Origin of the sequence: Mesorhizobium sp. GbtcB19, assembly GCF_019091085.1 — a bacterium.
Taxonomy (GTDB): Bacteria; Pseudomonadota; Alphaproteobacteria; order Rhizobiales; family Rhizobiaceae; genus Mesorhizobium.
In genome coordinates this window covers 123,341-136,323 of the sequence record NZ_JAGXJY010000011.1, presented here as the reverse complement: position 1 = coordinate 136,323, position 12,983 = coordinate 123,341, and the positions used below count along the sequence as shown (strand labels likewise).

16 protein-coding genes are annotated in these 12,983 nt (G+C 64.6%); 12 read left to right on the top strand and 4 right to left on the bottom strand.

What is annotated here, in order from left to right; all coding sequences use genetic code 11:
* Window positions 1-11 precede the first annotated feature (11 nt).
* Window positions 12-1,565, top strand: a complete 1,554-nt coding sequence (locus KVT37_RS19670) for a trimethylamine methyltransferase family protein (RefSeq protein ID WP_217576084.1) — start codon at window positions 12-14, stop codon at window positions 1,563-1,565.
* A gap of 15 nt (window positions 1,566-1,580) precedes the next feature.
* Here the strand turns inward: KVT37_RS19670 and KVT37_RS19665 are convergent, their stop codons facing one another.
* The 3 genes from KVT37_RS19665 to groL all read right to left on the bottom strand — a co-directional run bounded on the left by KVT37_RS19665 (window position 1,581) and on the right by groL (window position 3,896).
* Window positions 1,581-1,745 (bottom strand): hypothetical protein, encoded by a 165-nt coding sequence (locus KVT37_RS19665; protein ID WP_217576082.1) that lies wholly within the window; start codon window positions 1,743-1,745, stop codon window positions 1,581-1,583.
* 55 nt (window positions 1,746-1,800) lie between these two features.
* Complete coding sequence (locus tag KVT37_RS19660) at window positions 1,801-2,187, bottom strand: hypothetical protein (RefSeq protein ID WP_217576080.1); 387 nt, start codon at window positions 2,185-2,187, stop codon at window positions 1,801-1,803.
* Window positions 2,188-2,270: 83 nt separating this feature from the next.
* On the bottom strand, window positions 2,271-3,896 hold the full coding sequence (gene groL, locus KVT37_RS19655) for a chaperonin GroEL (RefSeq protein WP_217576078.1): 1,626 nt from the start codon (window positions 3,894-3,896) through the stop codon (window positions 2,271-2,273).
* Window positions 3,897-4,144: 248 nt separating this feature from the next.
* On the opposite strand from groL, the gene KVT37_RS19650 reads away from it, so the two are divergent.
* From KVT37_RS19650 to KVT37_RS19640, 3 genes are all read left to right on the top strand, one after another.
* Entirely contained in the window at window positions 4,145-4,408 is a 264-nt protein-coding gene (locus KVT37_RS19650) for a hypothetical protein (RefSeq protein ID WP_217576076.1), read from the top strand.
* Entirely contained in the window at window positions 4,405-4,671 is a 267-nt protein-coding gene (locus KVT37_RS19645; RefSeq protein ID WP_217576074.1) for a DUF1488 domain-containing protein, read from the top strand. Before KVT37_RS19650 ends, KVT37_RS19645 begins: the two co-directional genes overlap by 4 nt.
* 156 nt (window positions 4,672-4,827) lie before the next feature.
* Window positions 4,828-5,235: a DUF3168 domain-containing protein gene (locus KVT37_RS19640; protein ID WP_217576072.1), complete on the top strand. Its 408-nt coding sequence runs from the start codon at window positions 4,828-4,830 to the stop codon at window positions 5,233-5,235.
* Window positions 5,236-5,253: 18 nt separating this feature from the next.
* Here KVT37_RS19640 and KVT37_RS19635 read toward each other — a convergent pair whose 3' ends face one another.
* Complete coding sequence (locus KVT37_RS19635; RefSeq protein WP_217576070.1) at window positions 5,254-5,640, bottom strand: ester cyclase; 387 nt, start codon at window positions 5,638-5,640, stop codon at window positions 5,254-5,256.
* Between the two features lie 225 nt (window positions 5,641-5,865).
* Between KVT37_RS19635 and KVT37_RS19630 the strand changes: the two genes are divergently transcribed.
* From KVT37_RS19630 to KVT37_RS19595, 8 genes are all read left to right on the top strand, one after another.
* Window positions 5,866-6,165, top strand: a complete 300-nt coding sequence (locus tag KVT37_RS19630) for a hypothetical protein (RefSeq protein WP_217576067.1) — start codon at window positions 5,866-5,868, stop codon at window positions 6,163-6,165.
* A 63-nt stretch (window positions 6,166-6,228) separates the two neighbouring features.
* Complete coding sequence (locus tag KVT37_RS19625; RefSeq protein ID WP_027164846.1) at window positions 6,229-6,894, top strand: response regulator transcription factor; 666 nt, start codon at window positions 6,229-6,231, stop codon at window positions 6,892-6,894.
* Between the two features lie 22 nt (window positions 6,895-6,916).
* The gene (locus tag KVT37_RS19620) at window positions 6,917-8,305 is read left to right on the top strand and encodes an ATP-binding protein (protein ID WP_308642668.1); all 1,389 of its coding nucleotides are present in this window, start codon (window positions 6,917-6,919) and stop codon (window positions 8,303-8,305) included.
* 128 nt (window positions 8,306-8,433) lie between these two features.
* The gene (locus KVT37_RS19615) at window positions 8,434-8,871 is read left to right on the top strand and encodes a hypothetical protein (RefSeq protein WP_217576065.1); all 438 of its coding nucleotides are present in this window, start codon (window positions 8,434-8,436) and stop codon (window positions 8,869-8,871) included.
* Window positions 8,872-8,956: 85 nt separating this feature from the next.
* A complete protein-coding gene (ccmI, locus tag KVT37_RS19610) occupies window positions 8,957-10,093 on the top strand; it encodes a c-type cytochrome biogenesis protein CcmI (RefSeq protein ID WP_217576063.1) in 1,137 nt (378 codons plus the stop codon).
* Window positions 10,094-10,097: 4 nt separating this feature from the next.
* Window positions 10,098-10,541 carry a cytochrome c maturation protein CcmE gene (gene ccmE, locus KVT37_RS19605; RefSeq protein WP_217576061.1) on the top strand — a complete coding sequence of 148 codons (444 nt, stop codon included), beginning with the start codon at window positions 10,098-10,100 and terminating at the stop codon, window positions 10,539-10,541.
* Window positions 10,541-12,523, top strand: coding sequence for a heme lyase CcmF/NrfE family subunit (locus KVT37_RS19600; protein WP_217576059.1), 1,983 nt, complete (start codon window positions 10,541-10,543; stop codon window positions 12,521-12,523). The genes ccmE and KVT37_RS19600 overlap by 1 nt, the downstream gene beginning before the upstream one ends.
* Window positions 12,520-12,981, top strand: a complete 462-nt coding sequence (locus KVT37_RS19595) for a cytochrome c-type biogenesis protein (protein WP_217576057.1) — start codon at window positions 12,520-12,522, stop codon at window positions 12,979-12,981. The genes KVT37_RS19600 and KVT37_RS19595 overlap by 4 nt, the downstream gene beginning before the upstream one ends.
* Window positions 12,982-12,983 lie beyond the last annotated feature (2 nt).

Genomic DNA, 12,983 nt, shown 5'->3' with positions numbered 1-12,983 from the left:
GAGCAGATGCCATGGTTGAAGACATTGCACGCGACCTGAGGCGCGAACGCCGGCGCGGCCGCACCGGCGAGGCCGGCTCGGAATCCAGCCGCCATCCGAACTACCGCGCGCTGAAGAACCCGTTCCTGCCGCAGCCGGTCCTGTCCGACGACCAGGTCGCGGCGATCCACGACACGGCGCTGCGCGTGCTGGAGGAACTCGGCATCAAGGTATTGCTGCCTGAGGCCCGCGCCACCTACGCCAGGGCGGGTGCGCTGGTCGACGAGGACAGCCAGATGGTTCGCCTCGGCCGCGACATCGTCACCGCCGCGCTTGCCACGGCGCCGAAATCAATTCAGGCGCTGGCCGGCGCCCGAGAGCGCGACCTGATGCTCGAACTCGGCTCCATGACCTTCCTGGCCGGGGCCGGCGCGCCCAATGTCACCGATCTCGAACGCGGCCGGCGGCCGGGCTCCCTTGCCGCCTACGAGGAACTGACCAAGCTCATCCAGCATTTCGATGTGCTGCATATGCTTTGCCCTTCGATCGAGCCGCAGGACATCGACAACCGCTTTCGCCACTACGCCGTCAACCGCGCGCAGCTGACGCTTTCCGACAAATTCCCCTTCGTCTTCGCGCGCGGCACGCCGCAGGTCGACGACAGTTTCGAGATGATCCGGCTGGCGCGCGGCCTGTCGCAGGACGAATTCCAGGCGGGCGCCTATTGCTACACCGTCATCAACACCAACTCGCCGCGCCAGCTCGACATCCCGATGGCGCAAGGCATCATCGACTTCGCCCGGGCAGGCCAGGTCTCGATCATCACGCCCTTCTGCCTGGCGGGCGCCATGGCGCCGATCACGGTCGCCGGCGCGCTGACGCTGCAGCATGCCGAGGCGCTGGCCGGCCTGACGCTCGCCCAGATCGTGCGGGCAGGCTCCCCGGTGGTCTACGGCTCCTTCTCGTCCAATGTCGACATGAAGTCCGGCGCGCCGGCCTTCGGCACGCCGGAGCACATCAAGGCGACGCTGGGGGCAGGGCAACTCGCCCGCTTCACCGGCCTGCCCTGGCGCTCCGGCGGCGGCAGCGCGGCCAACATTTCCGATGTTCAGGCCGCGCACGAGACGCAGTTCGCGCTGTGGGGCTCGGTGCTTGCCGGCGCCACTGTCTGCATCCACTCGGCCGGCTGGCTGGAAGGCGGCCTGAGCGTCTCCTACGAAAAGCTGATCACCGACATCGAGGCGTTGCAGACGGTCGCCGAGCTTTGCGCGACGACGCCCGGCGATGCCGACGCCATCGGCTTCGAGGCCATCGCCGAAGTGCAGCCGGGCGGTCACTTCTTCTCGGCCGCCCACACCATGGCGCGCTACCGCACCGCCTTCTACGAGCCGCTGGTCGCCGACTGGTCGAATTTCGGCAACTGGACGGAGGCCGGCTCGAAGACGGCGACGGAGCGCGCGACCGGCATCTGGAAAAGAATTCTCGCCGATTTCCAGCCGCCGCAATCCGCCGCCGCTGCAGTCGGCGTGCTCGACGAATTCATAGCAAAGCGCACCGAGGAGGGTGGCGCCGCGCCGGTCTCGTAACTGGATAAGCGCCCGTCACATCGGGCGCTTATCCTTGGCCTTTTGCGCGTCCTGGCATGTGGTGCCGGCATCGGCTTTCCGGTGCTTTTCCGCGGCAAGACGGCGGATGCGATCGAAGCGGTTTTCCTCGGCTGCTTCGGTCGCTGGCGCGGCATTTGGCTTCGGTGCGAACGTAATCATTTGTCGATCTCCTTAGAGTTGGGCCGAGTTCGTTCGCTCGCACATGTCGAGAAGCTCAGGCGGCGAGGGCTACCGCACAGCTCTCGACACCTAAGTCGGGAGAGGTCTTGCCGGGCATGGTCGCCCAGCCCCCTGTCTCGATGAACTGCCGTTTCTTGTAGCTGTCGGTCAGGGCCTTGAACTCGACACGCTTGGCGGCGGCGTCGGGCGCCGCGTTGAAACGATCGACCCAGATGGCCGAGGCCAGCTCGCCGCGTGCTACATCGCCGGCGGTTGTCGCCAGCGAGCGCGACGTGCCGCCTGTCACCCAGCCGCCCCAGCTGAAACCGATGGTCATCGTAGCGACGGCGGTCACGGCACATGCCCAGAAAAGCGCGGATTTGCTCGGCTGGTAATCTTCCCATCGACGCGCAAGAGATGGCTTGCTGCTTTGTGTGGCCACGGAACAAGTTCCTTTTTTGTTGGTGTTCGGATCAGTCGCCCGGCTTGCCGGCGCCGGCATGCGGAACCTGTTTCCGGCAGTGGTTAGTAGCCCACGCCACCGCCGCTGGGAGAAGGCGCTGCATCCTTGGCCGGTATGTCGGTGATCATGGCTTCAGCGGTGATCAACAGGGCGGCGATCGAACAGGCGTCCTGAAGTGCCGTCCGCACCACCTTTGCCGGATCGACGATGCCGGCCTTGATCATGTCGACATAGATCTCGTTCTGCGCGTCGAAACCCTGATTGTTGTCCTTGCCGTCGGAGAGCTTGCCGACGACGATCGAGCCCTCTACGCCGGAATTCTCGGCGATCTGGCGGATCGGCGCCTCGAGCGCCCTGAGCACGATCGAAATGCCTGCCGTCATATCGGCATTGGCGCCGTTCAGGCCGTTCAGCGCCGACCTGGCTCGCAGCAACGCCACGCCGCCGCCTGGAACAATGCCTTCTTCGACGGCGGCGCGCGTGGCATTCAGCGCGTCGTCGATGCGGTCCTTCTTTTCCTTGACTTCCGACTCGGTGGCGCCGCCGACGCGGATGACCGCAACGCCGCCGGCGAGCTTGGCCAGCCGCTCCTGCAGCTTTTCCTTGTCGTAGTCGGAGATGGTTTCCTCGATCTGTCCCCTGATCTGGGCGATGCGCGCCTGGATGGTGGCCTTGCTGCCGGCGCCGTCGACGATCGTTGTCGTGTCCTTGTCGATCAGCACGCGCTTGGCACGGCCGAGCATCTCGATGGTGACGTTCTCAAGCTTGATGCCGAGATCCTCCGAAATCATCTGGCCAGCGGTGAGCACGGCAATGTCTTCCAGCATCGCCTTGCGGCGGTCGCCGAAGCCTGGCGCCTTGACGGCCGCGACCTTGAGGCCGCCGCGCAGCTTGTTGACCACCAGCGTCGCCAGCGCCTCGCCCTCGACGTCCTCGGAGATGATCAGTAGCGGCCTGCCGCTCTGCACGACCGCTTCCAGGATCGGCAAAAGTGCTTGCAGATTGCCGAGCTTCTTTTCGTGGATGAGGACGTAAGGCTCTTCCAGCTCGGCGCGCATCTTGTCGGCGTTGGTGACGAAATAGGGCGAGAGATAGCCGCGGTCGAACTGCATGCCCTCGACAACGTCGAGCTCGGTGTCGGCTGTCTTGGCTTCCTCAACGGTGATGACGCCGTCATTGCCGACTTTGTTCATCGCCTTGGCGATCATGGCGCCGACGGTGTCGTCGCCATTGGCGGCAATGGTGCCGACCTGCGCGATCTCGGCCGAGGACTTGACCTTCTTGGCCCGCGCCTGGATCTCCTTGACCACAGCCGCAACCGCCTGGTCGATGCCCCGCTTGAGGTCCATCGGGTTCATGCCGGCGGCTACGAGCTTGGCGCCTTCGCGCAGGATCGAAGCGGCCAGCACTGTGGCTGTGGTGGTGCCGTCACCGGCAAGATCGTTGGTCTTCGAGGCCACTTCGCGCACCATTTGCGCGCCCATGTTCTCGAACTTGTCGGCGAGTTCGATTTCCTTGGCGACGGTGACACCGTCCTTGGTGACGCGCGGCGCGCCATAGGCCTTGTCGATGATCACGTTGCGGCCCTTGGGACCGAGCGTCACCTTGACGGCGTTGTTGAGGAGTTCGACGCCGCGCAACATGCGGTCGCGGGCATCGGTGGAGAATTTGATTTCCTTGGCGGGCATGATTTTTTCCAGTTCAAGCCGCCATAAGTGGCTGCTGCCCCTCTTATAGACCCGCTGGCACTCGATAGATAGGAGTGCCAAAAATTATTCGTGAGCCGTGAAAAATATTGAAAAGTATTATTTTGCGGATTGGGTTCGCAAACTCGAACAGATCAAAATATTTGGAAAATTGAAATTTCAGTTGTGAATAACTATCTCAACAGATGAATTCATTTCGCCGCGCTAGTCCCAAAAAGGAGATTTCGACGATGGCCGAAGTCAGCCAAACGATCATGGAAAAAGCTGAAGCCCGCTTCCTGGAAAGGCAGAAGAAAACCGTGGAGCGAAACAAGGCGACGGCTGAGTATCTGTCTGAGACGAAGGCAAGGGCTATCAAGACGGCAAGGCTGAGGGAGTTGCGGCTGGCCAAGGAAGAGGCCGACCGTGTTGCCGAAGCCTTGAACCCTGCACCGAAAAGGAAGCGGGCACCGCGGACGGTGAAGAAGACCGCTTCAACGGAGGTAAAGTCATGAGCCTTACATTCCCCAACAGAAGCCGCAGCTATGACGAGGCTGGCAGACGAATTCGCTTCGTCGGCCATGACGGCATGTTCCAGATCTCCTTCTCTGTCGCCGCCGATGCAATTTCCGACGCACCGCCAGGAACGGCGACCGCCGAAGCAACCTATCTGGCGGCCTTCGACACGGCTTCCGGCTCCATCCACGACGTCGCCAGCAAGGCCTATGCCCGCACTCGCAAAAGCATATATGTGCTGACCGCCGCCGATTTCGCCTGAATGGGATTGCGACGTCTTTTGATTGCCGCACGCTATCCGACAGATGTAGACGGTGTCAGGCCTGCGACCGGCTGGTTGCGGAAGCCTCGTGATCTGGCGCGGCAAGTTGAAGGTGGTTACGTTGCGCCGCGAAGGCTTGTTGGCGAAGGGAGAGAAATGACGACGCCAGGCGATTTGATGCAGGCCCTGTTCCTGCGGCTGAAGACCGATGCGTCCCTGTCGGCGCTGCTGGGCGGCGTTGGTCTGCTCGAAAGCGCGAGTGACAAGGCGGCATTTCCCAACGTCACTTGCGGCCGCACCAGCGCCTTCAATCTGGAAAGCGGTGCCGACAACGACAATGACCAACTCGTCACCTTCCATATCTGGTCGAAAGCTCAAGGCGAGGCCGAGACGCGCCTCATCATGGACAGCATCAGGGCGCGGCTGGACGGCGCGGCCTTTTCCATCGGCTCGCGCGGCCAGACCCGCCTGTCGCTGGAATTCGCCGAGGCACGCTATGACGAGGACCTGTCCGTCCATCACGGGCTGCTGCGCTTTCGCGCGCTGACGCAGGAAGCCGCCTGAAGGATCGCCGGACGGAAGTCAGAGCTGCGCCTGGATGGCGGCTTTGTCGATGACCGACCAGACCTCGCGGATGCGGCTGTAGCGAAACTCGTAGAAAACATTCTCGGCGAAAGAAACCCGTTTGCCGTGAACCGGCAGGCCGAACAGCACGCCCTTGGGATGGCAGTCGAAATGCAGGCGCGCCGCCAGGCGTGGCGGCTCCGAGATCAGAAATTCGATGGTGAAGCGCAGGTCCGGAATGGCCTCGAAATCGCCCTCCAGCATGCGGCGATAGCCCGAAAGCCCGATCGTCTCGCCATTATATTGCACCTCTTCGCCGACGAACCGGCCGAGATTGTCCCAGTCCTGGCCGTTCAGGCAGGCGATGTAGCCCCGGTAAAGATCGGCAAAATCCTCGCGCGCCATCGCATGCTCCTATGGTCGGCCGGCCGTTCTACACTAGCTAGGGCAGGGCGCGGAATCCGTAGCCAAAAAGCGTGGCGGATCGAATGATTTTCCGGCTATGAATTCGAAAGCCGGGCTTGAGGGAGGCCTTGGCATCGACACTCGCGCAGGGGGAATGGCGGGCATGGCGTTTCGGGCGTTCACCGTTCATTTCACGTTCAGCCCATATGCGTTAGAACCGTGACTATGAAAAACCTTGGCTCAATTCTCCGCAAAGCGGCGCTGGCGCTTGCCGCAGCCGGCCTCTTTGCCTCGCAGGCGACCGCCCTGCCGGTCGTCGAGCCGTCGGTCGATCAGCCGGTCGTGCTCGCCGCGGGCGATTGCTACGCAATCGGCCAGGAGGTCGCCGCGCAGAATGGCGGCACGTTGGCCAAGGCGTCGCAGGCGACGCGTGGCGGCCAGCCGGTCTGCGTCATCGTCGTGCTCGTCCCCGGCAAGGACGGCCAGCGTCCACGCCGCTCGGAAATCGTGGTGCCGGCAGGCTGACGCCCTCGTTTCCCAGGCCGGCGGAATCGGCCTATACGTCTATCCAGCAACAGGCTTCAACCCATGCGCGTGCTCGTCGTCGAGGATGACAAGGATCTCAACCGGCAACTGGCCGATGCGCTGGTCGACGCCGGCTATGTCGTCGACCGCGCCTATGACGGCGAGGAGGGGCATTTCCTCGGCGACACCGAGCCATACGACGCCGTCGTCCTCGATATCGGCCTGCCGCAGATGGACGGCATCAGCGTCGTCGAACGCTGGCGCCGCGGCGACCGCAAGATGCCGGTGCTGATCCTGACCGCGCGCGACCGCTGGAGCGACAAGGTGGCCGGCATCGACGCCGGCGCCGACGACTACGTCACGAAGCCTTTCCACATCGAAGAGGTGCTGGCGCGGGTGCGGGCGTTGATCCGCCGCGCCGCGGGCCACGCTTCGTCGGAACTCACCTGCGGACCGCTCCGCCTCGACACCAAGGCGTCCAAGGCCGATGTCAACGGCGTGCCGCTGAAACTCACCTCGCACGAGTTCCGGCTGCTCGCCTATCTGATGCATCATATGGGCGAGGTGGTGTCGCGCACCGAACTGGTCGAACATCTCTACGACCAGGATTTCGACCGCGATTCCAACACCATCGAGGTGTTTGTCGGCCGGCTTCGCAAGAAGATGGGCATCGACATGATCGAAACCGTGCGTGGCATGGGCTATCGCATGCGCGAGCCGGAGGCGTGAGGCGGAACCGCTGAAGCCAACCATAAATACGCGGCTGTCGAAGCTGCGGCTGTGGCCGCGCTCGCTGACCTTTCGCGTTATCGGCTTTTCGACCATCTGGGCGATCCTGACGCTGGTCGTCATCTTCACCCTCATCACCACGCTTTACCGCCAGGCCAGCGAGCGCGGCTTCGACAGCCTCTTGTCGGCGCATCTGTTCAACCTGATCGGCTCCGTCGGCATATCCGACAATGGCGCGCTGACCGGCTCGCCCGACCTGGGCGACCTGCGCTTTTCCCAACCGAATTCCGGCTGGTACTGGTCGGTGGAGCCTGCCTCCGAAGGCGTGCATGGTGAACTTCATTCTTCCTCGATGACGACTTCGATCCTGTCGCCCAGCGTCGCCGACGTGCCGTTCAACTCGAATTTCCAGCGCAGCTACGCGACGGAAGGCATCAAGGGCGAGCAACTCCAGGTGTTCGAGAGCGAGTTCGTTCTCGACGCCAAGAACCGCGCCGCCCGTTTCCGCGTCATGGGCAACCACAGCGAGCTGGAGCAGGAGATTGCGAGCTTCCAGCGCCGGCTGCTCACCTATCTGTCGCTGTTCGGCGCCGGCATGATCGCCATCAACGCCATCGCCATCCTGCTCGGCCTCCAGCCCCTGCGCAGGGTCCGCAACGCGCTCGCCATGGTGCGCGAAGGAACGGCGCAGCGGCTCGACGGCAGCTTTCCGGCTGAGATCGAGCCGCTGGCCAACGAGACCAATGCGCTGATCGAGAACAACCGGCGCATCGTCGAACGCTCGCGCACCCAGGTCGGCAATCTTGCCCATTCGCTGAAGACGCCGCTTGCCGTGCTGATCAACGAGGGCCGGGCGCTGGGCGGCGCCAAGGGCCAGCTGATCGCCGACCAGGCCGCCTCGATGCAGAAGCAGGTCGACCACTATCTGCAGCGCGCCCGCGTCGCCGCGCAGCGCGACAGCGTCGTCTTCCGCACGCCGGTCTCGCCGCTGGTCCAACGCATGGTGCGCGTGCTGCAAAAACTCAACCCGCAAACGCGGCTGACGCTGTCGCTGCCGCCGGCCGAAATCGTCTTTGCCGGCGAGCGCGAGGACCTGGAGGAACTGCTCGGCAATCTGCTCGACAATGCGATGAAATGGGCAAAAAGCGCCGTCGCCGTGACGATCGGCACTATTTCGGGAAGCGCTAACCTGTTTGAAATCGTTATAGAGGATGACGGTCCGGGCATACCCGAGGACAGCGCGCGGGAGGTGTTGAAGCGTGGCAAGCGACTGGATGAGACGAAGCCAGGAACCGGGCTTGGGCTTGCCATTGTCGCCGACCTCGTCAACGAGTACGGCGGCATCCTGGCCCTCGAACGTTCCGGCATGGGCGGCTTGAAGGCGGTGGTGAAATTGCGGAGCCTCCAATAATGTTTTTTATCGATTTGCGTGTGGTCGGCAGCGGCCAAATTTCCGACAAATATCAACACTATGGCCACGAAAATCCCCTTGATGACGCAGCCCCCAGCTCATCCCGCCCAAGAGAACCGGTTGTTGGCATGAAGATCCGCGTCGCGCTCATTTCCGCCCTGCTCGCCGTTTCCGGCTGCTCGACGCTGAGCAGGGGCGGACCAACCTCTCCGGTCACGCCTGTTTCGACGCCGCCCACGAGCGGCAAGGTCTCGACCAGCATCGTCTCGGCCATGAATGGCGGGCTCATCGGCGGATCGATCGGCTCGGGCCTGAGTGATGCCGAAAAGCGCAAGGGCCTGGAGGCCGAGTACAAGGCGCTGGAATACAACACCAGCGGCCAGAAGGTGACGTGGAAGAGCGACAACTCCTCGCATTACGGCGAGGTGACCGCTGCCCAGCCTTACCGTGTCGGCTCGCAGGACTGCCGCCAGTACACCCATACCGTCTACACCAGCGGCGCCGGCGTCACCGCGCGCGGCACCGCCTGCCGCAATGCCGACGGCAGCTGGACGCCGCTGACCTGACGGTTGACAGCTGGCGGCGCGGCCGTCAAAGCGTCGCAGCAAGCCTGTGTTGGCAGGGCAGGGCTCTGCCTTTATTGGAAGAGCCATGCTGTTCTGGGTCATAGCCGCAATCCTCACGCTGGGCGCCAGCCTGGCGGTGCTGTTGCCGCTTACCGGCGGCGTGAAGGGCTCCTCGCCGGCCGGCGACCACGATCTCGAAGTCTATCGCGACCAGCTGTCCGAGCTCGACCGCGATATGGCGCGCGGCCTGATCCAGCCAGGGGAAGCCGAAGAGGCGCGCGCCGAGATCGGCCGCCGCATCCTGCGTCTCGGCGCGGCTGCGCAGTCGGGCGCCACCAATTCCACATCTTCGCGCAGCGCCAGATTGCTCGCCAGCGTGGCCGTGCTCGCCGTTCCGCTGCTGAGCTGGGGGCTTTACGGCATGCTCGGCTCTCCTGACCTGCCCTCGCAGCCGCTGGCCGAACGTCTGGCCAAGAATCCGGCCGATTCTTCCGTCGACGAGTTGGTCGCCCGCGCCGAAGCACACCTCGCCGCCAATCCGTCGGACGGCAAGGGCTGGGACGTGCTGGCGCCGATCTATCTTCGCCTGCAGCGCTTCCCCGACGCGGTGACCGCCTACCGCAACGCCATCCGTCTCGACGGCGACAGCGCGGTGCGCCAGGCTGGCCTCGGTGAGGCGATTGCAAGCGCTGCCGGCGGCATCGTTTCGGCCGACGCCCAAAACGCTTTCGAGGCGGCCCTGAAGCTCGATCCGGCCAACGCCAAGGCGAATTTCTATTTGGCGGTCGGCCTCGCCCAGGAAGGCCGGAAAGCCGAGGCTGTCGCCGCCTGGCAAAAGATGCTCGGCCAGCTTGCGCCGGATTCGCCCTGGCGCAACGCTGTCCAGCAGGCGCTTGCCGAGGCGGGCGAGCCGGCGTTCGCCGAAGCCGCGCCGGCCAACGGCCCGGATGCGCAACAGGTGGAAGCCGCGCAGCAGATGTCGCCGCAGGACCGGCAGGCGATGATCGAGACCATGGTCGCCGGGCTCGATGACAAGTTGAAGCAGAATCCGCGCGACGAGGAAGGATGGATGCGGCTCATTCGTTCCTATGTCGTGCTCGGCAAGGCCGACCAGGCGCGCGATGCCCTCGGCCGTGCTGTCGCCGTCTTTGGCGCCGACAGCGAGCAGGCGAAGAAGTTCACCGCTTTCGCCGCCTCGCTCGGCGTGACGGCGACGGAGTAAGGCAATGACGCGCAAGCAGAAGCGATTGTCGGTGATCCTGGCGGGGCTGGCGTTCCTCGGCGCCGCCGCCGGCCTCACTTTCTATGCGCTCGGCCAGAAAGCGTCCTATTTCTACATGCCCGCCGATCTCGCCACGGCAAGCGTGCCGCCTGGACAGCGCATCCGCCTTGGCGGCCTGGTCGAAAAGGGCACCATCGTGCGCGGGCAGGGCGCCACCGTCGCCTTCTCGGTCACCGACAAGCAGAAGTCGGTCAAGGTCACCTATACCGGCATCTTGCCCGATCTGTTCCGTGAGGAGCAGGGCGTCATCACCGAAGGCGCTTTCGGTCCCGACGGCGTCTTCGTCGCCGACAGCGTGCTGGCCAAGCATGACGAGCGCTACATGCCCAAGGAAGTCGCTGACGGCCTGAAGGCCAAGGGCGTCTGGCAGGAAAGCACGAGCCAATAATGGTTGAGACCGGACATTTCGCGCTTGTGCTCGCCTTCGCGCTGTCGCTGGTGCAGATGCTGGTGCCGCTGGTCGGCGCCCGCACCGGCAATCAGCGGCTGATGGCGGTCGGCGGTCCGGTCACGGTCACCGGCTTCGCGCTGACCGCGCTGTCCTTTGCCGCGCTGGCGAGCGCCTATGCCGGCTCGGACTTCTCGGTGGCGAGCGTCTGGGAGAACTCACACTCCTTGCAGCCGATGATCTACAAGATCACCGGCACCTGGGGGAACCACGAAGGCTCGATGCTGCTTTGGGTGCTGATCCTGACCTTCTTCGGCGCGCTGGTCGCCGTCTTCGGCAACAATCTGCCGGCATCACTCAAGGCGAATGTGCTGGCCGTGCAAGGCATGATCGGCGCCGCCTTCTTCCTGTTCATCCTGGCGACGTCCAACCCCTTCCTCCGCCTCAATCCGGCGCCGATCGAGGGTCGCGACCTCAATCCGATCCTGCAGGACCTTGGCCTCGCGATCCATCCGCCGATGCTCTATCTCGGCTATGTCGGCTTCTCGATCTGCTTCTCCTTCTCGGTCGCCGCTCTGATCGAAGGCCGCATCGACGCTTCCTGGGCGCGCTGGGTGCGGCCGTGGGCGCTGGTCGCCTGGATGTTTTTGACCGGCGGCATCGCCATGGGCTCCTACTGGGCCTATTACGAGCTCGGCTGGGGCGGCTTCTGGTTCTGGGATCCGGTCGAGAACGCCTCCTTCATGCCGTGGCTCGCCGGCACCGCGCTGCTCCATTCGGCGATCGTCATGGAGAAGCGCTCGGCGCTGAAGATCTGGACGCTGCTGCTCGCCATCCTCACCTTCTCGCTGTCGCTGCTCGGCACCTTCCTGGTGCGTTCCGGCGTGCTGACCTCCGTGCACGCCTTCGCCACCGACCCGACGCGCGGCGTCTTCATCCTGTGCATCCTGACGCTGTTCATCGGCGGCTCGCTGGCGCTGTTTGCGCTGCGCGCTTCTAGGTTGACCGCCGGCGGCCTGTTCCACCCGATCTCGCGCGAAGGCGCGCTGGTGCTGAACAACCTTTTCCTCACCACCGCCACCGCCACGGTGCTCGTCGGCACGCTCTATCCGCTGGCGCTGGAGGCGCTGACCGGCGGCAAGATCTCGGTCGGCGCCCCCTTCTTCGACCTGACCTTCGGTCCGCTGATGCTGCCGCTGCTCGCGATCGTGCCGTTCGGCCCGCTGCTCGCCTGGAAGCGCGGCGACGTCATTGCCGCCTCGCAGCGCCTGATGGCGGCCTTCGCGCTGGCGATCGCCGCGGTGTTGGTCACCGGCCTGTTCGTCGATGGCGCCTCTGTCTTTGCGGCGCTTGGCGTCGGCCTCGCCGTCTGGCTGGTCGCCGGCGCGCTGACCGACCTTGCCGTCAAATCCGGTGCCGGCTCGGTACCGCCGGTCGTCATGCTTCGCCGCTTCGCCGGCCTGCCGCGCTCGGTTTTCGGCACCGCACTTGCCCATCTTGGCCTTGGCCTGACCTTGCTCGGCATCGTCGGCACGCTTTGCTTCGGCACCGAAAAAATCCTCTCGATGCATCCCGGCGAGACGGTGGAGCTTTCGGGCCACACGCTGCGCTTCGAAGGGCTCACCCCGCAGAAAGGTCCGAACTTCACCGAGGATCGCGGCCGCTTCCTGCTGCTCTCAGACGGCAACGCCGATGGCGAGATCACCTCGGCCAAGCGTTTCTATCCGGTGCGCCAGACGGTGACGACCGAGTCCGGCATCCGGACGCTGGGCTTAAGCCAGCTTTATCTGTCGCTCGGCGACGAGAACAAGGACGGCTCCGTCGTCGTGCGCCTCTGGTGGAAGCCGCTGGTGACGCTGATCTGGGGCGGCGGCCTGGTGATGATGGCGGGCGCCGCCATGTCGCTGCTCGACCGCCGCCTGCGCGTCGGCGCGCCGGCCAAGCGGCGCAAGCCGGCCGCCGCGTTGGCGAGCCCGACATGAGGCCAAGATTTTCACTCGCCTCGCTGGTCCTGCTGCTGGCCTTGCTTTTTGCCGGCGCGGCACAGGCGGTGAAACCCGATGAGGTGTTGCAGGACCCGGCGCTGGAGGCCCGCGCCCGCGCGCTCTCGGAAGGCCTGCGTTGCATGGTCTGCCAAAACCAGTCGATCGACGAATCCGACGCCGATCTCGCCCGTGACCTGCGCATCCTCGTGCGCCAGCGCCTCGTCGCCGGCGACACCGACCAGCAGGTGATGGACTACATCGTCTCGCGCTATGGCGAGTTCGTGCTGCTCAAGCCGCGCTTCAGCCTGCGCAACGCGCTTCTGTGGGGCACGCCGGTGCTCCTGCTTCTGGCCGGCGGCCTCTTCATCGTGCTGAGCGCCCGCTCGCGCCGCCCGGCATCGGGTACGCTTTCGGCCGAAGAGCAGGCGGCCCTGGATAAGATGCTCAGCGATTAACG

Coding starts and splice junctions, on each gene's coding strand:
- KVT37_RS19670 (WP_217576084.1), top strand. CDS start 12: ATGGTTGAAGACATTGCACGCGACCTGAGGCGCGAACGCCGGCGCGGC.
- KVT37_RS19665 (WP_217576082.1), bottom strand. CDS start 1,745: ATGATTACGTTCGCACCGAAGCCAAATGCCGCGCCAGCGACCGAAGCA.
- groL (WP_217576078.1), bottom strand. CDS start 3,896: ATGCCCGCCAAGGAAATCAAATTCTCCACCGATGCCCGCGACCGCATG.
- KVT37_RS19650 (WP_217576076.1), top strand. CDS start 4,145: ATGGCCGAAGTCAGCCAAACGATCATGGAAAAAGCTGAAGCCCGCTTC.
- KVT37_RS19645 (WP_217576074.1), top strand. CDS start 4,405: ATGAGCCTTACATTCCCCAACAGAAGCCGCAGCTATGACGAGGCTGGC.
- KVT37_RS19640 (WP_217576072.1), top strand. CDS start 4,828: ATGACGACGCCAGGCGATTTGATGCAGGCCCTGTTCCTGCGGCTGAAG.
- KVT37_RS19635 (WP_217576070.1), bottom strand. CDS start 5,640: ATGGCGCGCGAGGATTTTGCCGATCTTTACCGGGGCTACATCGCCTGC.
- KVT37_RS19630 (WP_217576067.1), top strand. CDS start 5,866: ATGAAAAACCTTGGCTCAATTCTCCGCAAAGCGGCGCTGGCGCTTGCC.
- KVT37_RS19625 (WP_027164846.1), top strand. CDS start 6,229: ATGCGCGTGCTCGTCGTCGAGGATGACAAGGATCTCAACCGGCAACTG.
- KVT37_RS19615 (WP_217576065.1), top strand. CDS start 8,434: ATGAAGATCCGCGTCGCGCTCATTTCCGCCCTGCTCGCCGTTTCCGGC.
- ccmI (WP_217576063.1), top strand. CDS start 8,957: ATGCTGTTCTGGGTCATAGCCGCAATCCTCACGCTGGGCGCCAGCCTG.
- ccmE (WP_217576061.1), top strand. CDS start 10,098: ATGACGCGCAAGCAGAAGCGATTGTCGGTGATCCTGGCGGGGCTGGCG.
- KVT37_RS19600 (WP_217576059.1), top strand. CDS start 10,541: ATGGTTGAGACCGGACATTTCGCGCTTGTGCTCGCCTTCGCGCTGTCG.
- KVT37_RS19595 (WP_217576057.1), top strand. CDS start 12,520: ATGAGGCCAAGATTTTCACTCGCCTCGCTGGTCCTGCTGCTGGCCTTG.